Here is a 22,323-nt window from a genome sequence, read left to right on the forward strand (position 1 = left end):
GCTATATTACGAAATAAAACAAAAAAGCAAAAATAGGCAGCGCTGCAGTGAGACTATCAATGCGGTCTAAAATACCACCATGTCCTGGCAGTATGGTACCGCTGTCTTTTATTCCAGCTTGGCGTTTAAGCATACTTTCTAACAAATCACCCAACACTGAGCTAATGACCACGGCAAAAGAAAGTAATGCCATCTGAGCAATATTAAATGCAGCGAGTAACGGGGTTTGCGCCACTAAAAAAACCACGGCAAAGGCAGCGATCATGCCACCAAGCATCCCTTCAATAGTTTTACCAGGGCTGACGTTAGGCATGAGTTTACGCTTACCATACGCTTTACCCGCAAAATAAGCCCCAATATCTGCGGCCCAAACTAGCGCCATCGCAAAAAGTAACAGCCATGCACCAAACTTTGCATCGTCAGCATAATTTGTGCTACGAATTAGCGTGGCCGCAACCCATGTGGGTACTAGGGTTAAAAAACCGAATACCATTTTAAGAAAAGCTTTTTGCCGCCAAAATGAAGATGTTTTGGGGTAGGACAAAACAAAACCTGCGGCAATAACCCACCAAGCCACCGATGCGCTCAGTAAATACAAGGTTATGTCAGATTGCATCGAGAAAGCCTGCGGTTGATGCAGATTAAAATGGTAAAATAAATAACCAATAATCCCGATTAGTAATGCCATTAGTGAGATACGTAACCGTTTTTTAGAAAAACCAATAAACGGCCCCCACTCCCAAGCCCCTAATGCCATGATAAATGCACAAAATGCCGCAAAACCCCAAAGCGGGAATTCAAAAATAGCAACCAGTGCTACTGGCAGTAAAATAAGGGCGGTAAGTATACGTTTTTTCAAAGAGCTATTATTTTTCAATTTGCTCTCCTGTTAACCCAAAGCGACGGTCACGGTTGGCGTAACACATAATTGCTTTAGCAAAAACTTCGTCATCAAAGTCTGGCCAATGCTCTTCTGCAAAATAAAATTCCGCATACGCAGCTTGCCATAATAAAAAGTTACTGATCCTATGCTCACCACTAGTACGGATCATCAAATCTAATTCAGGTAAATCTGCTGTCGCTGTATATTGGTTAAGGGTCTGTTCAGTAATATCATCAACTGATAATTTTTGCTCAACTACGTCTTGCGCCATAGCCTTGGCAGCACGCGTTATATCCCAACGTCCGCCGTAATTAGCCGCTACATTAAATATCAAACCAGTGTTGTCCTTGGTCAGCTCTTGCGCATTAGCTATTTGCTTTTGTAAGCGCTTATTAAAGCCGCTGATATCACCAATAATACGTAACTGAACATTATTTTTATGCAGGTTTTTGACTTCTTGCTTTAGTACCAACATAAACAATTCCATTAACATGGAAACTTCTGATTCAGGGCGATTCCAATTTTCACTACTAAAAGCAAATACAGTTAGGGCATCAATACCAAATTTACGACAAAAGCGTACGGCATTTCGAACTGATTCAACTCCGGCTTTATGACCAAACGCTCGAGGTTTACCTCGAGATTTTGCCCAACGACCGTTACCATCCATAATGATAGCTATGTGTTTAGGTAAGCAACTTTTATCTAGCGCTGTTAATTCTTCTATCGCACTCATCATAAAGTGTTCTAATTATTTCTTTTCCTAATCTTTTAAGCTATAGCCAAAGCAATCGGGTTCTAATGCAACCACGGTATCCTACTTTTTCATCCAAGCTTTATTCGTGCAGGCAACGTCAAAACCACATGCTCTTTTGCTCCACTATGTAATTGGGGCAAAGTCGAGAACAGAACTGACAATAAACCTTAAAACCCGAGCGTGACGACTATATAAACGCCCAAAATAATGACGCACAAGAATATACGTTTACCCCTAAAAAGGCGAACGAATCTTAGCTTAATTTATGCGATTTAAACGTTAATGCCACTAAATCAAACAATTTGTTCAATTTATCACCAAACACAAACAAAAAAGGCCGTGCATTTTGCTACGGCCTTAATTAATTCCATAAAAAGATTAAATTTCCATTAACTCTTTTTCTTTATCAGCAAGAATTGAATCAATGTTTTTAATAGCAGCGTCGGTTACTTTTTGCACTTCTTCTTCACCTTTACGTTGCTCATCTTCACTGATTTCTTTTTCTTTTTGCAGCTCTTTTAAATCGCCATTTGCGTCACGACGAATGTTACGTATAGCAACACGCCCCTTTTCTGCTTCAGCTCGAACTAACTTAATTAAATCTTTACGACGCTCTTCCGTTAATGGCGGTAAAGGAATACGGATGACAGTACCTGCAGAGCTTGGGTTAAGACCTAAATCAGACGTCAAAATAGCCTTCTCTACCGCTTGCAATAAGCTTTTATCAAATAAAGAAACAGCTAATGTACGTGAATCTTCAACGGTTACGTTACCAACCTGTTTTAATGGCGTATCCGCACCATAGTATGGAACCATAATGCCATCTAATAATGCAGGGTGGGCACGGCCAGTTCTGATTTTAGATAACTGACTTTTTAAAGCTTCGATGCTTTTAGACATGCGCTCTTGCGCATCACTTTTAATTTCGTTTATCACAGCAGTATCCTATTACTTAATTATTCTTGAAAGTTTTCGGCATGGTCAATTAAGGTGCCTTCTTCTTCACCCATTATCACATTGCGCAAAGCGCCAGGTGTATTCATATTAAATACACGAATTGGTAAGCTGTGATCACGTGCCAACGTAAATGCAGCTAAGTCCATGACTTTTAATTCTTTTTCTAATACTTCTTGATAGCTAAGCTTACTATGTAATTTTGCATCTGGATTCGTTACAGGATCAGCGTCATAAACACCATCCACCTTAGTGCCTTTCAATACGACGTCAGCTTCAATTTCGATACCGCGTAAACAAGCAGCTGAATCCGTAGTAAAGAATGGATTACCCGTACCAGCAGAGAAGATAACAACCTTACCTGACTTCAATAAACCAATCGCTTCTGCCCAGTTATAGCTATCACAAATACCACTTAATTCAATAGCAGACATTAAACGGGCGTTAACGAACGCGCGGTGTAATGCATCACGCATAGCTAGACCATTCATTACCGTCGCCAGCATACCCATATGATCGCCAACAACACGATTCATACCGGCTTTCGCTAAACCTGAACCACGGAAAATGTTACCACCACCTAAAACAATACCGACTTGAACACCCAGTTCAACTAACTCTTTAATTTCAGACGCCATGCGATCCAACACTTTTGGATCAATACCAAAGCCTTCTGAGCCTATTAATGCTTCACCACTAAGTTTTAAAAGAACACGACGATAACTAGGTTTTAGATTCATTATAATTCCCTGATTGCAATAAATTGTTACAAACACATTTTAACAGCAGCCTTTTAACAACAAGAAAGCTATTGTGAAAATAGGTTTAATCGTTCAAATAATCAAAGTGATTGAGTTTTATGTTCTGTTTCTTTTTCTGCTATAAAACATCAATTTTTACATGCTTGTCAATAAGCTGGCAGACGTCAAGTCCTAAACTTATTGTAAGAAGAATATAAAAGAAAGCCGCGCTTAGCGCGGCTTGTTGAAGATTGGAATTAAGCTTTTTTAGCTGCTTCCATTTGAGCAGCAACTTCTGCTGCAAAATCTTCTTCTTTTTTCTCAATACCTTCACCGACTTCTAAGCGAATGAAAGTAGAAACACTTGCGCCTTTCTCTTTAAGGAAAGCACCAACTGTTTTCTTCGGTTCCATGATGAAAGCTTGACCAGTAAGAGAAACTTCACCAGTGAACTTCTTCATACGACCAGTAACCATCTTCTCAGCGATTTCCGCAGGCTTACCTTCGTTCATCGCGATATCGATTTGGATAGCTTTTTCTTTTTCAACAACGTCAGCAGGTACGTCTTCTGGATTAACGTAATCAGGCTTACTTGCAGCAACGTGCATAGCAACGTGCTTTAATGTTTCAGCGTCTGCATCACCAGCTACAACAACACCGATACGGTCGCCGTGACGGTATGAAGCTAGGCTGTCACCATCAACATACTCCAAACGACGAATGTTGATATTTTCACCAATTTTAGCAACTAACGTTACACGTTGTTCTTCAAACTGTTCTTTTAATGCTTCAACAGTTACTTTGCTAGCCGCAGCAGCTTCAGCTACTTGGTTAGCAAAACCTAAGAAGTTTTCATCCTTAGCTACGAAATCTGTTTGGCAGTTAACTTCAACTAATGCAGCAAAACCTTCGCCTTGAGCGACAAGGATAGTACCTTCAGCTGCAATATTACCTGCTTTTTTGGCCGCTTTCGCTTGACCATTTTTACGCATATTTTCGATTGCTAGCTCAATGTCACCATCAGTTTCAACAAGAGCTTTTTTACAATCCATCATACCAGCGCCAGTGCGCTCGCGAAGTTCTTTTACTAAAGCAGCAGTGATTGCCATCTTTTTAATTCCTCGTAAAATTTAAGCGCTTAAAACCCTATAAAGGTTTTAATAATAAACAGGGGCTATAAGCCCCTGCCATTTCAAGAATATCTTGCGTTTATTGCAATATTATTCAGCAGCTTCTACAAAACCATCTTGCTCAGCTTGTGCTTCGATGTTTTGCTCACGACCTTCAGCGATCGCAGTTGCAGCCGCGTTTAAATACAATTGAATTGCACGGATTGCGTCATCGTTACCTGGGATAACAAAATCAACACTATCTGGGCTTGAGTTAGTATCAACAACAGAGATAACAGGAATACCTAGGTTATTCGCTTCTTTGATAGCAATGTGCTCGTGCTCAGCATCAATAACGAATAAAGCGTCTGGTAAGCCGCCCATATCTTTGATACCGCCTAAGCTTTTCTCAAGTTTTTCCATTTCACGAGTACGCATTAAAGCTTCTTTTTTAGTTAGCTTTTCAAAAGTACCGTCTTGGCTTTGTGCTTCTAAATCTTTTAAACGCTTGATCGATTGACGAACTGTTTTCCAGTTAGTCAACATACCACCTAACCAACGGTGGTTAACGTAGAACTGGTCTGATTTTTGAGCAGCTTCTTTAACAGCATCAGATGCAGCGCGCTTAGTACCAACAAATAAAACTTTACCTTTTTTAGAAGCAACGCCTGATAACTCATTTAACGCTGATTTGAATAAAGGAACCGTTTTTTCTAAGTTGATGATATGAATTTTGTTACGAGCACCGAAGATGAAAGGCTTCATCTTAGGATTCCAGTAACGAGTTTGGTGACCAAAGTGAACACCAGCTTGCAACATGTCGCGCATTGAAACGTTTGCCATAATTTCCTCTCTTGGGGTTAGGCCTCCACGCACCCATTAGTACCGACTTAAAACTTAATTTAAGCACCCCGGACTAACGTTGTAGTACGTGTGTGTAATTAATAAAAAATAGTTAGTGCCTCAGGTAAGTTGAGCCACCACAATCATGAGTTAAATCCAATTTGGATTTAACGGCGCGCTTTATACCATAAACCGCCCCCAACAACAATTTATTTGCGTAAACTCGACTAAATATTTTTTTATAAACTCAGCCGTTTTGCACATGCTAAAAGCCGCAAAATCACGTAAAATCGCCTGTCAAAATTGAAATTGTGAATATTAAGCAAATTCAATCGGTTATAAATTCAAGAGAGAACTGAATGGCTGCGGTAATAAAAACTCCTGAAGAAATTGAAAAAATGCGCGTTTCTGGCCGAATGGCTGCGCAAGTGTTAGAAATGATTGGCCCTTATGTCAAAAAAGGCGTAACGACTGATGAACTCAATCAGATCTGCCATGACTATATTCGCAATGAATTTAAAGCCTACCCTGCTCCACTAAATTATCACGGCTTTCCAAAATCAATTTGTACGTCGGTTAATCATGTTATTTGTCACGGCATACCATCAGATAAAAAATTAAAAGACGGTGACATTATTAACATTGATGTAACGGTTCGATTTGATGAAGACAGTACAGACCCCGATCATCCACATGGTTACCATGGCGATACCAGTAAAATGTTTTTCGTGGGCAAACCCAGTATTTTAGCTCAGCGCTTAGTTAAAATAACCCAAGAATGCATGTACAAAGCAATTGAAATAGTTAAGCCGGGAACTCGCCTAGGCGACATTGGCGCTATTATCCAAAAACATGCAGAGTCGCACGGCTACAGCGTAGTTCAAGAATACTGCGGACACGGTATAGGTAAAACATTCCATGAAGACCCACAAATTGTCCATTATGGTAAAGCGGGGACAGGTGAAGAGTTACAAGCCGGAATGTGCATTACTATTGAACCCATGATCAATGCGGGTAAGCGCCATAGTAAATTATTAAAGGATAATTGGACTGTTGTCACCAAAGATCGCAGTTTAAGTGCTCAATGGGAACATACATTACTCATTACAGATAATGGTGTAGAAATACTCACATTGCGTAATGACGAAGACTTTCCAAGAGTCATTGAGCACAAATAGGCATAGTCCAAGCTTAATTATTTAATCAGCCAGTAATAAATCCATAACTCGAATAGGATAACCAGTGAGCGACCAGCAATTTCATATTGAACTGATACATCGTATTTCGAACCCTAACGATATTGTCAATATTAAGAAACAGGTAAGCGATTATCACGATTACTTACGTGAAAGTTTTGCTAAACAACCTATTAATAAAATTATTCTAGGTCGAGCCTTTTATATTGATTGTTTAATTCGTCATCTTTGGAAATCGTTAGAGCTTGAGCAATATAAAGACTTATCTTTAATTGCTGTCGGGGGTTACGGGCGTGGGCACTTAAACCTTCACTCAGACATAGATCTACTGATTCTCTACAAGTCGTCTATAAAACCCGAAGTCAAAACGCTCATAAGTCAATTTATTACTTTGCTATGGGATATAGGCTTAGATGTAGGACAAAGCGTTCGCTCTATCAAAGAGACAATAACGTTAGCAAAAGGTGATATTACAATTGCCACCAACTTATTAGAAGCACGGATCGTTGCTGGTTGTGATACGACATTTGCGAAACTGGAAAAAGAAATAGGTCATAGACGCTTTTGGCCCAGCGATAAGTTTTTTACCGAAAAACGCAAAGAACAACGCGAACGCCATGCCAAATTTAACGGCACAAGCTACAACTTAGAGCCAAACATCAAAGAAAATCCTGGCGGCTTACGTGATATACAAATGATTGGCTGGGTTGCCAAAAAACATTTTAATGTCGCCGATGGTAACGATTTAGTTAAAAAAGATTTTCTGCAACCGCAAGAGCTACTCGAACTACAAGAGTGTCGCCAGTTCCTATGGAAAATTCGCTGTGCGCTACATATTGTCGCTAAACGTTCTGAAAACCGTTTGTTATTTGAATACCAAACCGACGTTGCAAAATTACTTAACTATGGTGATGAAGGTAAAGCATCTGTCGAAAAGATGATGAAGGAATACTTTGTTGTCGCCCGTCGTATTTCAGAACTCAACCAAATGCTGCTGCAATATTTCTCAGAAGCAATCTTAGAGCCCATCAACCCAAAGCGTTGCCAAGCTATTAATGAAAACTACGATTTATACAACGACTTAATTGTATTAAAAAATCCACAAGCATTAGAAACACCAACAGGGTTATTACACCTGTTCCACGTTATTGCCGACAACCCGCAAATAAAAGGGTTGCATTCAATGACATTACGCCAGCTACGTATGGCTCGGCGATTCTATGAGCATAAAGAAGAACAGTTAGCTGAACATATCGAGTGCCAATTAGCCTTTAAACAACTAATTAAGCATCCAAACTTTTTTGACTCGGCTTGGGATTTAATGCATCAACACGGCATTATGGCAATATATACTCATTATTGGGCGCACATTGTCGGTTTAATGCAGTTTGATTTGTTTCATGCCTACACTGTGGATGAGCACACTCATAGATTGATCAAAAATATTTATCGGTATACTCAATTTGAGTTTACCAATGAATTTCCTCGTTGCTCCTCTATATGTAATGATTTCCCGCGCATGGATCTGCTTTATTTAGCCGCTATATTTCACGATATCTGCAAAGGTAAAAATGGCGACCATTCAAAACTTGGGGCAGTTGCTGTACGTGAATTTATGACACAGCACGGCTATGCAGAAATCGATATTGATTTAGTCGCTTGGTTAGTTGACAACCATTTAGAGATCTCTGTCGTTTCACAGCGTAAAGACATTAATGACCCACAAGTTATCAATGAGTTTGCAGATTTAGTCGAAGATGAAATTCGTTTAAACTTGCTTTATGCACTGACATTGGCAGATATTCGCGCCACCAATAAAAGCCTCTATAACCAATGGAAGGCGTCACTAATGCGTGAACTATATACTTGTACGTTAAAAGTACTGCGTACAGGTCAAAGACAAAGTTTATCGCAATCTCAACGTATCCAACAACGTAAAGCCGATACCATTGAGCTATTGGAGAATACCCAAGTCAGTGACCAGCAATTTGAACAGTTTTGGCAATCGATGGGCGATGAATATCACCTGCGTCATAAACCTGCGCAAATTGCATGGCATTGTGAGCAAATTTCAGCTTCAACTGACAATCAGCCCATTATCAAAGTACATAATGATTTACATAAAGGCGGGACTACCGTGTTCGTCTATTGTAAAGATAGACCGTTCCTTTTCTCGGGCATTGCTTCTAACCTCGCGGTTAAAAATTTCAATGTTCATGCCGCTATGATATTTAGCAGTGATCAAGGCATGGCGGTTGATAGCTTTATCATTTTAGAAGACGATGGAACACTAGTTGATAACGAGCGGAGCCAAGACGCCATCCGAGCCGTTGAAAACGCAATTAACTGCGGTGAAGACTTTGTTATCAATGAACGTATTCCGCGTAAAATGAAACAATTTAATGTACCAACCAAGGTATTTTGGTTGGACAGCGACTATCACGACCGTACATTAATGGAACTAGAAGCCTTAGATACACCTGGCTTGCTAGCAAAAATTGGTCGCGTATTCTTGCAAAACAACGTAACCCTTCACTCAGCAAAAGTAGCAACCATTGGTGAGCGCGCAGAAGACTTTTTTGTATTAAGCGATGATGAAGGCAATAAGCTTAGTGATGAACAAAAGCGCATATTGTCTGAACAAATTAAACAAGAGCTCAAGCTCTAAACTCATTTTATAAGATAGGAAATATCATGTCTGATTTAAAAGCAGTAATTGAAGCGGCATTTGAAGACCGCGCTAATATCACTCCAGGTACAGTTAAGCCTGAAATTAAAAAAGCAATCGAAGACGCCATCGAATTAATCGACTCTGGTAAAGCTCGCGTTGCAGAAAAAATTGCAGGTGAATGGGTCGTTCATCAATGGCTTAAAAAAGCAGTATTACTATCATTCCGCATCAATGATAATGCACCAATGGCCGGTGGCGAAACTCAGTATTATGACAAAGTTGCTCCTAAATATGCCGATTATACAGAAGAGCAATTCAAAGCAGACGGCGTACGTGTAGTACCACCAGCGGCAGTGCGTAAAGGTTCTTACATTGCTCCTAACGTTGTATTAATGCCTAGCTATGTCAATATTGGTGCTTTTGTTGATGAAGGTACTATGGTTGACACTTGGGCAACTGTTGGTTCATGTGCGCAAATAGGTAAAAACGTTCACCTTTCTGGTGGTGTAGGTATTGGTGGTGTTTTAGAGCCACTACAAGCTAACCCAACGATCATTGAAGACAACTGTTTTATCGGCGCTCGTTCGGAAGTAGTAGAAGGCGTAGTCGTTGAAGAAGGCGCTGTACTATCAATGGGTGTATACATCAGCCAAAGCACGCGCATTTATGACCGTGAAACAGGTCAAATTCACTATGGCCGTGTACCAGCAGGCTCTGTTGTTGTTCCTGGTTCTTTACCTTCTAAAGACGGTACACATAGCCTATATGCAGCCATTATCGTTAAGAAAGTAGACGCCCAAACGCGTGCTAAAGTTGGCGTTAACAACTTACTACGTAACATTGACGAGTAAGCGGCCACTTAACTCTAGTTTGAGCTGCTAGTAAAATAATAGTTCCATAACGTAAAATGCCGAGTTAAAACTCGGCATTTTTTGTTTTTAATTTTAAAGCAGCCAGTCAAAATTATTCATCAATAACCGGCACTGACATAACCATCTCGCACAATAAATAAGCTGCAGGTTTACCTTGCTTTGCCTTCATTATCGGAAAACACTGTTGTTCATCAACTTGAGTCACTCGCATAATTTCCGCAACAGAATAGTCTTTTAATGCACGAAATTCAGAATGTTTTAATAACGAAGTTTCAGATTTTTGCTCAGAGTTTTTGCGCATTACAAAATCAGAATTAACTAGCTTCACTGCAGTATATAAAGATTCCTCTCTTGCTTGTTTTCGAGCCTGCGCAACAGACTCAAAATCATCAATGGGCAATTCGCTTCTAACGATAACCGTTTGTAGAGGCTTAGATAATAACTCCTGCTTAAATTCCCCCATTTCAACTTCAACAACATGTTCTGCCATAGGATCGCCAACTTCTACTTTGGGTATCTGATTTGTAAGATCAACAGGCTTGGTACTAACACAAGCGGTTAACGAAGTGACAATAGTTAAAGTTATTAACGCTCGAATTAACAAGTATAAACTCCTCTTTTCTATGCAATTGCTACTCTGAAATATAAGCTAAAGATCATAAACTTAAAGCTCAAGACGACCCACATTATTTTGGAAAAAATCGAGAAAAACGCGAGTTTTTAATGGTACATCACGGCTTTGATACAACACGCTTAATTGCTGCGCTACAGGTTGCTTAGTCAATTGCAACTTTTGCATTTTACAATTTAATTGACAGGTGTAGTTAGGCAGCTTAGTAATACCCAAATTTCGTTCCGTACATTGCCTACGCATTTCAGGACTAGTAAACACGACTCTTGCGTGGACCGGTACCGCTTGCAAACTATTTCCATCACGAAATAACCATTGCTCTTGTTGGTGCGCCAATATACAACTCTCGTCAACCAAATCCTCTGGTTCTCTAATATGTGCGATATCATAATCTTTTGACGCATAGATAGCTTGCGGGAAACTTAACAAGGTTTTGGCTATCCAATTGGATTCAGGTAACGGTGACTCATGTAAAACAAAAGTAATGTCATAGTTATGATGCTCGACTGGAAAAACATCAGAATAATGAGCACAATTAAGCCGGATCTTAGGGTACATAAGTGCAAACTCAGCCACCAGCCCACTCATAACTTGATTAAAAAACTCTAAAGGCAACAAAATGTTAAGTTGCCCGACCGGCTCATTAACTAAATGGCCAATTTGTTCTTCAACATTATTTAAAGCATCTATATGAGGTTTACTCGCCTGAAAAAGTAACTCGCCACTCTCAGTTAATTTCTGGCTACGAGTCGTCCTGATCAACAAGGTTGATCCTATCGTATTCTCTAATTGAACAAGTCGTCTACTAACTTTAGACTTTGGTATATTGAGTTTTTCAGCCGCTTTAGTTAGTGAACCGGCTTCAACTAAAGTGACGAAAAACAGAAGATCATCTAAACTTGATTGCATTTCAATTGTTGCATATATAGAACAATAATTCCTATTAAACCTATCTAATCAAATAAAAGCAAGCGCGATACACTAGCTCCAACTTTTAAATCAAAGCAAATGAATAGAGGAATTCGTAATGAGTGAAGTGACAAAGATATCAGGTCAAGATTTCGAGCAAGAAGTGACTAATCACAATGGCGTTGTTCTTGTAGACTTTTACGCAGATTGGTGTGGTCCTTGTAAAATGATTGCTCCAGTTTTAGAACAATTATCTAAAAGCCGAGACAATGTAAAAATAGTCAAAGTGGATGCAGATGAAGCCCCTGAATTAATGGCTGAGCAAGGTATTCGAGGTATCCCAACGCTTTTACTTTTTAATCAAGGAGAAAAAGTTGGCACAAAAGTAGGCGCAGCCCCCTTAGCACAGCTAGAAGCGTTTGTAGACCAAGTTTAATACTTGGTCTCTTTTAAATTATACATGCAAGCATAAAGCGAGATACTTACAGCATAAATGCTCGCCCACCTCGGTATTGTTTTAGCCAGAACGCAAAAAGCCCTTAGCTAACGCTAAGGGCTTCTTTTCGAATAAGAGCCTGACAGTGTGCTACTCTCACATGGGACCTCCCACACTACCATCGCCGCAATTGCGTTTCACTTCTGAGTTCGAGATGGAGTCAGGTGGTTCCGCAATGCTATCGCCGTCAGGCATAAACTGTTATGTATTCAACTCTTGAGTTAAATACCAATTAGGCTCGTAATAAGTTCGTTATATTTTCTAGTGAATCTAGTCAATTCATTTTTTAATAGTTCGTGTTATTCAGTGTCATCTCACACAAAGCCACTTCGGCGTTGTATGGTTAAGCCTCACGGGCAATTAGTACAGGTTAGCTCAAAGCCTCACAACTCTTACACACCCTGCCTATCAACGTTGTAGTCTCCAACAACCCTTTAGGGACTTAAAGTCCAGTGAGAACTCATCTCGAGGCTCGCTTCCCGCTTAGATGCTTTCAGCGGTTATCGATTCCGAACATAGCTACCCGGCAGTGCACTTGGCAATACAACCGGAACACCAGAGGTTCGTCCACTCCGGTCCTCTCGTACTAGGAGCAGCCCCTCTCAATTCTCAAACGCCCACGGCAGATAGGGACCGAACTGTCTCACGACGTTCTAAACCCAGCTCGCGTACCACTTTAAATGGCGAACAGCCATACCCTTGGGACCGACTTCAGCCCCAGGATGTGATGAGCCGACATCGAGGTGCCAAACACCGCCGTCGATATGAACTCTTGGGCGGTATCAGCCTGTTATCCCCGGAGTACCTTTTATCCGTTGAGCGATGGCCCTTCCATTCAGAACCACCGGATCACTATGACCTGCTTTCGCACCTGCTCGACGTGTCTGTCTCGCAGTTAAGCTGACTTCTGCCATTGCACTAACCGTACGATGTCCGACCGTACTTAGTCAACCTTCGTGCTCCTCCGTTACTATTTGGGAGGAGACCGCCCCAGTCAAACTACCCACCAGGCAGTGTCCCTATTCCCGATTCAGGGAACGAGGTTAGAACATCAAACATACAAGGGTGGTATTTCAAGGATGGCTCCACAATATCTGGCGACACTGCTTCAAAGCCTCCCACCTATCCTACACATGTAGGCTCAATGTTCACTGCCAAGCTGTAGTAAAGGTTCACGGGGTCTTTCCGTCTAGCCGCGGGTACACAGCATCTTCACTGCGATTTCAATTTCACTGAGTCTCGGGTGGAGACAGCGTGGCCATGATTACACCATTCGTGCAGGTCGGAACTTACCCGACAAGGAATTTCGCTACCTTAGGACCGTTATAGTTACGGCCGCCGTTTACCGGGGCTTCGATCAAGAGCTTCTCCGAAGATAACCCCATCAATTAACCTTCCGGCACCGGGCAGGTGTCACACCGTATACGTCATCTTGCGATTTTGCACAGTGCTGTGTTTTTAATAAACAGTTCCAGCCACCTGGTCACTGCGACTGTCGTTCGCTTACACCGCAAGGGCTTAACAAACAACAGCGTACCTTCTCCCGAAGTTACGGTACTATTTTGCCTAGTTCCTTCACCCGAGTTCTCTCAAGCGCCTTAGTATTCTCTACCTGACCACCTGTGTCGGTTTGGAGTACGGTTCGAATATATCTGAAGCTTAGCGGATTTTCCTGGAAGCATGGCATCATTCACTTCAACTCCGTAGAGTCTCGTCTCGTATCTCAGCCTTAGAAAACCGGATTTGCCTAGTTTTCCAGCCTACATACTTTCACGTGGACTACCAACGCCACGATGAATTAGCCTTCTCCGTCCCCACATCGCAATATATTCAAGCACGGGAATATTAACCCGTTTCCCATCGACTACGCCATTCGGCCTCGCCTTAGGGGCCGGCTTACCCTACCCTGATTAGCATGGGATAGGAAACCTTGGTCTTTCGGCGTGGAGGTTTTTCACCCCCATTATCGTTACTCATGTCAGCATTCGCACTTCTGATACCTCCAGCAAGCTTTACAACTCACCTTCAACAGCTTACAGAACGCTCCCCTACCCCACATGCAAAGCATGTAGCCGCAGCTTCGGTGCATAGTTTAGCCCCGTTACATCTTCCGCGCAGACCGACTCGACCAGTGAGCTATTACGCTTTCTTTAAAGGGTGGCTGCTTCTAAGCCAACCTCCTGGCTGTCTATGCCTTTCCACATCGTTTCCCACTTAACTATGACTTTGGGACCTTAGCTGGCGGTCTGGGTTGTTGCCCTCTTCACGGCGGACGTTAGCACCCGTCGTGTGTCTCCCGGATAGTACTCATTGGTATTCGGAGTTTGCAAAGGGTTGGTAAGTCGGGATGACCCCCTAGCCTTAACAGTGCTCTACCCCCAATGGTATTCGTCCGAGGCTCTACCTAAATAGATTTCGGGGAGAACCAGCTATCTCCCGGCTTGATTAGCCTTTCACTCCGACCCACAGGTCATCCCCTAACTTTTCAACGTTAGTGGGTTCGGTCCTCCAGTTGATGTTACTCAACCTTCAACCTGCCCATGGGTAGATCGCCGGGTTTCGGGTCTATACCCAGCAACTCAACGCGCAGTTAACACTCGCTTTCGCTACGGCTCCCCTAAACGGTTAACCTTGCTACTGAATATAAGTCGCTGACCCATTATACAAAAGGTACGCAGTCACAACACGAAGTTGCTCCCACTGCTTGTACGTACACGGTTTCAGGTTCTATTTCACTCCCCTCACAGGGGTTCTTTTCGCCTTTCCCTCACGGTACTGGTTCACTATCGGTCAGTTAGGAGTATTTAGCCTTGGAGGATGGTCCCCCCATCTTCAGTCAAGATATCACGTGTCCCGACCTACTTAATATGGACATTACACTTTTTCGCATACAGGACTATCACCTACTATGGTCAAACTTTCCAGAATGTTCTGCTGAAGTGTAATATCTCGGCTGAACCCCGTTCGCTCGCCGCTACTAAGGGTATCTCAATTGATTTCTTTTCCTCCGGGTACTTAGATGTTTCAGTTCTCCGGGTTCGCCTCTTACACCTATGTATTCAGTGCAAGATACTCCTAAGAGTGGGTTGCCCCATTCGGAAATCCTGGACTCAACGCGTTTTATCAACTCGTCCAGGCTTATCGCAGATTAACACGTCCTTCATCGCCTCTAACTGCCAAGGCATCCACCGTGTACGCTTAGTCACTTAACCATACAACCCGAAATAACCTTTCGATTATTCAAATCGTATAAATCAAAATGACACTTTCACGCGCCTATTAAATTTTGAATACTAAATTCACTATATGGATGAACTTATTACTTTTGCCTAATTGTTAAAGAACATTTGGTTGCCTACAAGGATGTAGGTATATCGAATTCGTCAGGAACGAAATTCGATGAGAAACCAAACTGATTAACTCAATTTAGATGAGTCAATGATTTGGTCTCTAACCACTTTGGTAACTGCTTATCTGTGTGAACACTCAGTAAATTTCAAGTCTTAGGTAAGGAGGTGATCCAGCCCCAGGTTCCCCTAGGGCTACCTTGTTACGACTTCACCCCAGTCATGAACCACACCGTGGTGAACGCCCATTATTAAGCTATCCACTTCTGGTGCAGCCCACTCCCATGGTGTGACGGGCGGTGTGTACAAGGCCCGGGAACGTATTCACCGCAGCATTCTGATCTGCGATTACTAGCGATTCCGACTTCATGGGGTCGAGTTGCAGACCCCAATCCGGACTACGAACGGCTTTAAGGGATTCGCTAACCATCGCTGGCTCGCCGCCCTCTGTACCGTCCATTGTAGCACGTGTGTAGCCCATCCCGTAAGGGCCATGATGACTTGACGTCGTCCCCACCTTCCTCCGGTTTGTCACCGGCAGTCTCCTTAGAGTTCCCGACCTAATCGCTGGCAACTAAGGATAAGGGTTGCGCTCGTTGCGGGACTTAACCCAACATTTCACAACACGAGCTGACGACAGCCATGCAGCACCTGTCTCTACGCTCCCGAAGGCACAAAAGCATCTCTGCTAATTTCGTAGGATGTCAAGGGATGGTAAGGTTCTTCGCGTTGCATCGAATTAAACCACATGCTCCACCGCTTGTGCGGGCCCCCGTCAATTCATTTGAGTTTTAATCTTGCGACCGTACTCCCCAGGCGGTCTACTTAGTGCGTTAGCTGCGCCACTCACGTTTCAAGAACACAAACAGCTAGTAGACATCGTTTACGGCGTGGACTACCAGGGTATCTAATCCTGTTCGCTACCCACGCTTTCGAACCTCAGCGTCAGTCACTGTCCAGGGGGCCGCCTTCGCCACTGGTATTCCTTCAGATCTCTACGCATTTCACCGCTACACCTGAAATTCTACCCCCCTCTACAGGACTCTAGCCAGACAGTTTTGAATGCACGGCCGAGGTTAAGCCCCGGTTTTTCACATCCAACTTATCTAGCCGCCTACGCTCGCTTTACGCCCAGTAATTCCGATTAACGCTCGCACCCTCCGTATTACCGCGGCTGCTGGCACGGAGTTAGCCGGTGCTTCTTCTGTTGCTAACGTCACATCATACGGGTATTAACCGCACAACTTTCCTCACAACTGAAAGTGCTTTACAACCCTAAGGCCTTCTTCACACACGCGGCATGGCTGCATCAGGGTTTCCCCCATTGTGCAATATTCCCCACTGCTGCCTCCCGTAGGAGTCTGGACCGTGTCTCAGTTCCAGTGTGGCTGATCATCCTCTCAGACCAGCTAGGGATCGTCGCCTTGGTGAGCCATTACCTCACCAACAAGCTAATCCCACTTGGGTTGATCCAAAGGCGAAAGCCGAAGCCTCCTTTAATCCGAAGATACTATGCAGTATTAGCCATCGTTTCCAATGGTTATCCTCCACCTTAGGGCACATCCCCAAGCATTACTCACCCGTCCGCCGCTCGTCATCTTCTAGCAAGCTAGAAATGTTACCGCTCGACTTGCATGTGTTAGGCCTGCCGCCAGCGTTCAATCTGAGCCATGATCAAACTCTTCAAAAAAGTAAATCTGGGTCTCAATGAATTCTGATTTTTACTCAACAACCAAAGTCGTTGAAGCAAGTTTAAGACTGTATAAGTCACTCATTCTTCATCAAGTAATTTTTTATACCTGAATATTTACGAGTGCCCACACAGATAAGTAAGCTACCAAATTGTTAAAGAACTTGCCGAAACCTTTGCGAATAAACCGATTTGTTTCGACTGCTTTGTGAGGCATTCCTCTCAAAGCGGGACGCGAATAATACACCCTTATTTTTCAAAGTCAACTTTAATTTTCAAACATTTAAAATTAATTTTAACCTTGTCGATTTGGTTTCAACTCTTGTTGAGGCCGCCTCGTTTGTGGTGGCGCATTATAGGGAGGAATTAGATTCGGTCAACTAAAAAATGAAGTTTTTATGAAAAAAATAGCCCTGACATTGCAGGGCTTATTTATTGAGTGATTATTGTCTTAAAAACAACCAAATAAATGATTATGTCACTTAAACGCAATCCTCGTTAACCTTAAAAAGCCTATTGCCTGACTAATCTTGAATCTCAAATTGAAAGTTCATGAAAATTTACTTAGCGAATTAGAACTTAAATAAGCTAGCATCATTGATATTTTTAAACTTCCAACGTGGATCTTGCTGTTTATCAACCAAAAGTGCACGCACACCTTCTTGAAAGTCACCGTAAGCACATAATTTAAAAGCCACATTTAAATCAAACTCATAGTGAGATTCGTCATTAGCAAAAGTTTGATTAAACTGGCGGAATATCGTCAACAAACTTAACGGAGATCCATAAGCAAGATTATTTTGCAGTACTTTCCATTCAGAACTTTGTCGTTTATTGGCTTCTGCTTTATCGCTTAACAACTTAGTTAGCTTGGTAATTAAACAAGCAAACTCATGTTCTTTAGATGTATTCAGGATATCTTGAACAAATTGATTAAGATCGCGGTTATGCCAAAACTCACTACTTTGCTCATCAATAAAACAATGGTTATTTGAACTATAGCTTTTTAAATGCTGGTTTAGTTGTCGATGAATATTTGCCAGATCATAAGTATTAGCCAATAGCTCTTGAATAAAGCGATTTTTACTTGTAGCTGGCAAGCAATAATCTACCAAGCCGAGTTCAACAGCCATATTTGCTTTTACTGACAAAGCACCAATCGCCATTAATACACCAAGATTGTTGTTTGTTTTTAATAAGAATCGACTTGCAAATACATCCGGAAAAAAGCCGATTAACGTTTCAGGCATCGCCAATTTAGTATCATTCAAAATAACTTTATGGCTGGAATGACACAACAAGCCCATTCCTCCGCCCATCGTAATACCATTTGCAATACAGATGATGGGCTTAGGGTAGTTTTTCATTTCTAACATCAGTCTGTATTCATTGCTAAAAAACTGCTTAACAGTGGAACATACCTGTTGTTTATTTTTAATTTGCGCCAAATAAAGCGATTTAACATCACCTCCAGAACAAAATGCTTTACAAAAATCAGAATGTAATAAAATACCAATGCACTTTTCGATTGGCTGATGTTCCAGCAATAAATTACGTAATGCCAAAACCATTTGTGTATCTTGAGCATTCAGCTTATCTGGCGCGTTAAGTTTTATTTCAAGAAAGTAATATTGATTTTGGATTGGGTTTTGTAGAAATCGGATGCTGCTTTGAATGAAGGGCAAATTGTAAATCCAGCTAAGTTGAATTTGCTACTTTATAAAATTAGCTGATAAAAATAAAAAGGCCTAATCAACGGATTAGGCCTCAAACTATTTAAAATGAAATTAAGAGTTTAGTCTGCTAATTCAGCTTCATCACTACTTACATCATTATCGATCAATAATTCATCTACACGTTGCAACCCTCTTGGTAATTTATTACCACGACGGCCTCGCTCACCTTTATAGTGCTCCCAATCTTTCGGTTTAAGCGTCATCTGACGTTTGCCAGCAACTAACACAATAGCTTGGTCTTCACTAATCACACCAATATGCTTAACAAACTCTTCTCGATTACGCGCGCGTTCTGCACTAATGCTAATGATCTTATTACCTTTACCTTTTGCTAAGGTAGGAAGGTCTTTTATTGGAAAGATCAACATACGTCCTTCATTAGACACCGCCACCACAAATTGCGAGTCATCACTTAACAACTGAATTGGTGGGATCACTTTAGCATTTGTAGGTAAAGTTAATAACGCTTTACCGGCTTTGTTCTTACTGATCAGATTTTCAAATTCAGTGACAAAACCATAGCCCGCATCAGAAACCATCAAATATTTATCCTGACTGGCAGAAAGTACAACATGCTCAATTCTTTCTCCCGCTGCAATATTGAACCGACCACTTAACGGTTCACCCTGACTTCTGGCTGATGGCAAGGTATGAGTGTCAGTAGAAAATGCTCGACCTGATGAATCAATAAATACCGAAGGTTGATTAGAACGACCTTTTGCTGAAGCAAGATAACTATCTCCGGCTTTGTAGCTTAAACCTTGAACATCGACATCATGGCCTTTAGCACAACGTCCCCAGCCTTTATCAGAAACCACAACAGTAACGGCTTCTGTGGGAACGAGATCTTTTTCGCTTAATGCTTTGGCTTCGCCACGTTCAATAATTGGCGAACGTCTATCATCGCCATATTTTTTGGCATCTGCGGTGATCTCTTTTTTAATCAGTTTGCGTAACTCGGTATCTGAACCTAGAATTTTTTCCAGCTCTTGACGCTCTGCTTCTAATTCATCTTGCTCACCACGAATTTTCATTTCTTCAAGTTTAGCAAGATGACGTAATTTTAATTCGAGGATCGCTTCAGCTTGTTTATCTGTGATCTGGAAGCGTTCCATTAAAACAGGTTTAGGCTCATCCTCGGTACGAATAATATGGATTACTTCATCAATATTTAAGAAAGCAATTAATAAACCGTCTAAGATATGTAAGCGAGCCAAGACTTTGTCGAGGCGATATTGCAAACGACGAGTTACCGTTGCACGACGATATTCCAACCATTCGTTAAGAATAGTAGTTAGCCCTTTAACCTGTGGTCGACCATCTAAGCCGATCATATTCAGATTCACTCGATAATTTTTTTCGAGATCTGTGGTCGCGAACAAGTGTTGCATAAGCTGTTCAGTATCAACGCGATTAGACCGAGGCACAACCACCAAGCGAATAGGGTTTTCATGATCAGATTCGTCGCGTAAATCCGATACCATAGGTAATTTTTTAGCCTGCATTTGTGCAGCGATCTGCTCTAAAATTTTGCTGCCTGCAGCCTGATGAGGTAAGGCAGTTATAACAATTTCGCCTTGCTCAACCTCATATACGGCGCGCATTTTGATAGAACCACGACCGGACTCGTATATTTTACGAATATCTTTGCTAGGCGTGATAATTTCAGCCTCTGTCGGATAATCCGGCCCCGGCACAAAATTCATAATTTTCTCGATCCCTGCATTGGGGTGATCAAGCAAATATTTAGCTGCGTCCGCTGTTTCACGAACATTATGTGGCGGAATATCCGTCGCCATACCTACCGCAATACCAGTAACACCATTTAACAAGATATGCGGTAAACGCGCTGGTAAATTAACCGGTTCTTTCATAGTGCCATCAAAGTTTGGCCCCCAATCAACCGTACCTTGGCCTAACTCACCTAACAAGACATCGGCAAATTTCGATAACTTAGCTTCGGTATAACGCATGGCTGCGAAGGACTTAGGATCATCCGGTGCACCCCAGTTACCTTGCCCATCAACTAACGGATAGCGATAGGAAAATGGCTGTGCCATTAATACCATGGCTTCATAACAGGCAGAGTCACCATGTGGATGGAATTTACCTAGCACATCACCAACAGTACGCGCAGATTTTTTATATTTTGCCGCGGCTGACAAGCCAAGTTCCGACATGGCATAAATGATACGACGTTGCACCGGCTTAAGCCCATCGGCTATATGCGGTAAAGCCCTATCCATAATGACGTACATTGAGTAATTGAGGTAAGCGTCTTCGGTAAATTTACGAAGTGGTAATTGCTCAACATTGGTCAAGTTTATATCGAGAGTATCAGACATATTATTGGAGTTACTTGCTGTTTATTTTGTTAGCTATCGAATTACTTTGGCTTAACATTTATCAATATAGTCTTCTCGCTCAGGTCTTATGGTTCATTGTCGGCGCTTACTCTCGACTTTGGCTCCTACGTCGTTCTACTACCTAAATCCATTTAGGCGGCCCCAATCACATAGTAGAGCATATGCTCATGGGGTCTCGAAGCTTGCCTACATGGATGTAGGTAAGGAGCGAGAGCAAGGATGCGGTAGCTTTGACGGCTTCCCCTAAAACCTGATCGCTTTGACTATACAAAGCCTCTTTTAGCGATAACGGATTAAAGCAAGATTAGATTTGAATGTGAAGCGCTAATAGTCGGTTTCCTAAAATTTGCACGCAAATAATAAAAACAACCCGATCTCAAGTCTCTTCCGAAACAACCACAAAGTTTTCGCCTTGCCTTTCGACAACATAACTCATGGCGTTCTGGCAAAACACACCTATACGCCAGCCATGGAACGGACAAACCAAGTTTCCATCATTTTCTATCGGCACATTAGTCAGATCGAGCCCTTGATGCGGACAATAAGCAGAAATTAAACGGTAAGACTCATCTCGTTTAAATATTAATACTTTATAAGCTTGATCTTGCCCCGATAGTTGCGCCATGCCAGACCAAGAATCATCCAACTGATTTAACTTAACATTTGTCACTGCAATCGGAAAATTCATTGGCTTGTTTCCCGTTTCTGACAACCGAACTGCGCAATGCCCGCCTCGTAGCGCTTAACATACTTTAGCGCGTCTTTTTTACGTGACTCTGTAGTCGCCAAAACATAATTGCGCTTTGCCCCTTCATACATATCAATGAGAAAACTGCAGTCTTCATCACTGACTCTTTGTTTGGTTGGCTGTTCTTGTGGCGCTTGCTTAGCTGCTACTTCACGTTCCTTTTTGGCATTAGGAGGTAAACGAATATCAATCGCCTTGGCATCAGGTTGAGATGGCTGTTGCGAAAAATGAACCTGGCCTTTTTCATCTACCCATTTGTAAATTGTCACTTTATTTTGTGCAATTGCATGGCTAGCAATAAACATTAGACAAAACAAAGATAATCCGCGTAAATTAAACATGGCTTGGCACAAAACGAAATCATTATTTAAATAT

General features: G+C 41.9%; 16 protein-coding genes and 3 rRNA genes. 4 read left to right on the forward strand and 15 right to left on the reverse strand.

The window, feature by feature from the left end; genetic code table 11:
• Nucleotide 1: 1 nt before the first annotated feature.
• The 6 genes from C2869_RS17745 to rpsB all read right to left on the reverse strand — a co-directional run bounded on the left by C2869_RS17745 (nucleotide 2) and on the right by rpsB (nucleotide 5,286).
• A complete protein-coding gene (locus C2869_RS17745; RefSeq protein ID WP_199915589.1) occupies nucleotides 2-877 on the reverse strand; it encodes a phosphatidate cytidylyltransferase in 876 nt (291 codons plus the stop codon).
• On the reverse strand, nucleotides 867-1,622 hold the full coding sequence (locus C2869_RS17750; protein ID WP_408011867.1) for an isoprenyl transferase: 756 nt from the start codon (nucleotides 1,620-1,622) through the stop codon (nucleotides 867-869). Before C2869_RS17750 ends, C2869_RS17745 begins: the two co-directional genes overlap by 11 nt.
• A 396-nt stretch (nucleotides 1,623-2,018) precedes the next feature.
• Nucleotides 2,019-2,576 carry a ribosome recycling factor gene (frr, locus tag C2869_RS17755; RefSeq protein WP_108604213.1) on the reverse strand — a complete coding sequence of 186 codons (558 nt, stop codon included), beginning with the start codon at nucleotides 2,574-2,576 and terminating at the stop codon, nucleotides 2,019-2,021.
• 20 nt (nucleotides 2,577-2,596) lie between these two features.
• Complete coding sequence (gene pyrH / locus C2869_RS17760; protein WP_199915590.1) at nucleotides 2,597-3,334, reverse strand: UMP kinase; 738 nt, start codon at nucleotides 3,332-3,334, stop codon at nucleotides 2,597-2,599.
• A gap of 257 nt (nucleotides 3,335-3,591) precedes the next feature.
• Entirely contained in the window at nucleotides 3,592-4,443 is an 852-nt protein-coding gene (gene tsf, locus C2869_RS17765) for a translation elongation factor Ts (RefSeq protein ID WP_108604214.1), read from the reverse strand.
• Between the two features lie 111 nt (nucleotides 4,444-4,554).
• On the reverse strand, nucleotides 4,555-5,286 hold the full coding sequence (gene rpsB, locus C2869_RS17770; protein ID WP_108604215.1) for a 30S ribosomal protein S2: 732 nt from the start codon (nucleotides 5,284-5,286) through the stop codon (nucleotides 4,555-4,557).
• A gap of 359 nt (nucleotides 5,287-5,645) precedes the next feature.
• Between rpsB and map the strand changes: the two genes are divergently transcribed.
• The 3 genes from map to dapD all read left to right on the forward strand — a co-directional run bounded on the left by map (nucleotide 5,646) and on the right by dapD (nucleotide 10,004).
• On the forward strand, nucleotides 5,646-6,464 hold the full coding sequence (map, locus tag C2869_RS17775; RefSeq protein ID WP_108604216.1) for a type I methionyl aminopeptidase: 819 nt from the start codon (nucleotides 5,646-5,648) through the stop codon (nucleotides 6,462-6,464).
• 64 nt (nucleotides 6,465-6,528) lie between these two features.
• Complete coding sequence (gene glnD, locus C2869_RS17780; protein WP_108604217.1) at nucleotides 6,529-9,150, forward strand: [protein-PII] uridylyltransferase; 2,622 nt, start codon at nucleotides 6,529-6,531, stop codon at nucleotides 9,148-9,150.
• Between the two features lie 26 nt (nucleotides 9,151-9,176).
• Nucleotides 9,177-10,004, forward strand: coding sequence for a 2,3,4,5-tetrahydropyridine-2,6-dicarboxylate N-succinyltransferase (dapD, locus tag C2869_RS17785; RefSeq protein WP_108604218.1), 828 nt, complete (start codon nucleotides 9,177-9,179; stop codon nucleotides 10,002-10,004).
• Between the two features lie 112 nt (nucleotides 10,005-10,116).
• On the opposite strand, the gene C2869_RS17790 is transcribed toward dapD, so the two are convergent.
• Both C2869_RS17790 and C2869_RS17795 read right to left on the reverse strand, forming a co-directional pair.
• Entirely contained in the window at nucleotides 10,117-10,629 is a 513-nt protein-coding gene (locus tag C2869_RS17790; protein ID WP_108604219.1) for a hypothetical protein, read from the reverse strand.
• 60 nt (nucleotides 10,630-10,689) lie between these two features.
• Nucleotides 10,690-11,565, reverse strand: coding sequence for a LysR family transcriptional regulator (locus C2869_RS17795; protein ID WP_108604220.1), 876 nt, complete (start codon nucleotides 11,563-11,565; stop codon nucleotides 10,690-10,692).
• Between the two features lie 118 nt (nucleotides 11,566-11,683).
• Between C2869_RS17795 and trxA the strand changes: the two genes are divergently transcribed.
• Nucleotides 11,684-12,001 carry a thioredoxin gene (gene trxA / locus C2869_RS17800; RefSeq protein ID WP_108604221.1) on the forward strand — a complete coding sequence of 106 codons (318 nt, stop codon included), beginning with the start codon at nucleotides 11,684-11,686 and terminating at the stop codon, nucleotides 11,999-12,001.
• A gap of 137 nt (nucleotides 12,002-12,138) precedes the next feature.
• Here the strand turns inward: trxA and rrf are convergent.
• From rrf to C2869_RS17835, 7 genes are all read right to left on the reverse strand, one after another.
• Nucleotides 12,139-12,253, reverse strand: a 5S ribosomal RNA gene (gene rrf, locus C2869_RS17805).
• 147 nt (nucleotides 12,254-12,400) lie between these two features.
• A 23S ribosomal RNA gene (locus C2869_RS17810) occupies nucleotides 12,401-15,273 on the reverse strand.
• Nucleotides 15,274-15,569: 296 nt separating this feature from the next.
• Nucleotides 15,570-17,098, reverse strand: a 16S ribosomal RNA gene (locus tag C2869_RS17815).
• The 16S, 23S and 5S rRNA genes sit together here, the layout of an rRNA operon.
• A 572-nt stretch (nucleotides 17,099-17,670) precedes the next feature.
• Nucleotides 17,671-18,783 (reverse strand): enoyl-CoA hydratase/isomerase family protein, encoded by a 1,113-nt coding sequence (locus tag C2869_RS17820; protein WP_159084224.1) that lies wholly within the window; start codon nucleotides 18,781-18,783, stop codon nucleotides 17,671-17,673.
• A 110-nt stretch (nucleotides 18,784-18,893) separates the two neighbouring features.
• Complete coding sequence (parC, locus tag C2869_RS17825; protein ID WP_108604223.1) at nucleotides 18,894-21,179, reverse strand: DNA topoisomerase IV subunit A; 2,286 nt, start codon at nucleotides 21,177-21,179, stop codon at nucleotides 18,894-18,896.
• A gap of 397 nt (nucleotides 21,180-21,576) precedes the next feature.
• A complete protein-coding gene (locus C2869_RS17830; RefSeq protein WP_108604224.1) occupies nucleotides 21,577-21,888 on the reverse strand; it encodes a Rieske (2Fe-2S) protein in 312 nt (103 codons plus the stop codon).
• Entirely contained in the window at nucleotides 21,885-22,289 is a 405-nt protein-coding gene (locus C2869_RS17835) for a DUF4124 domain-containing protein (RefSeq protein ID WP_108604225.1), read from the reverse strand. The genes C2869_RS17830 and C2869_RS17835 overlap by 4 nt, the downstream gene beginning before the upstream one ends.
• Between the last annotated feature and the right edge of the window lie 34 nt (nucleotides 22,290-22,323).

It is taken from the genome of Saccharobesus litoralis, assembly GCF_003063625.1.
Lineage (GTDB): Bacteria > Pseudomonadota > Gammaproteobacteria > Enterobacterales > Alteromonadaceae > Saccharobesus > Saccharobesus litoralis.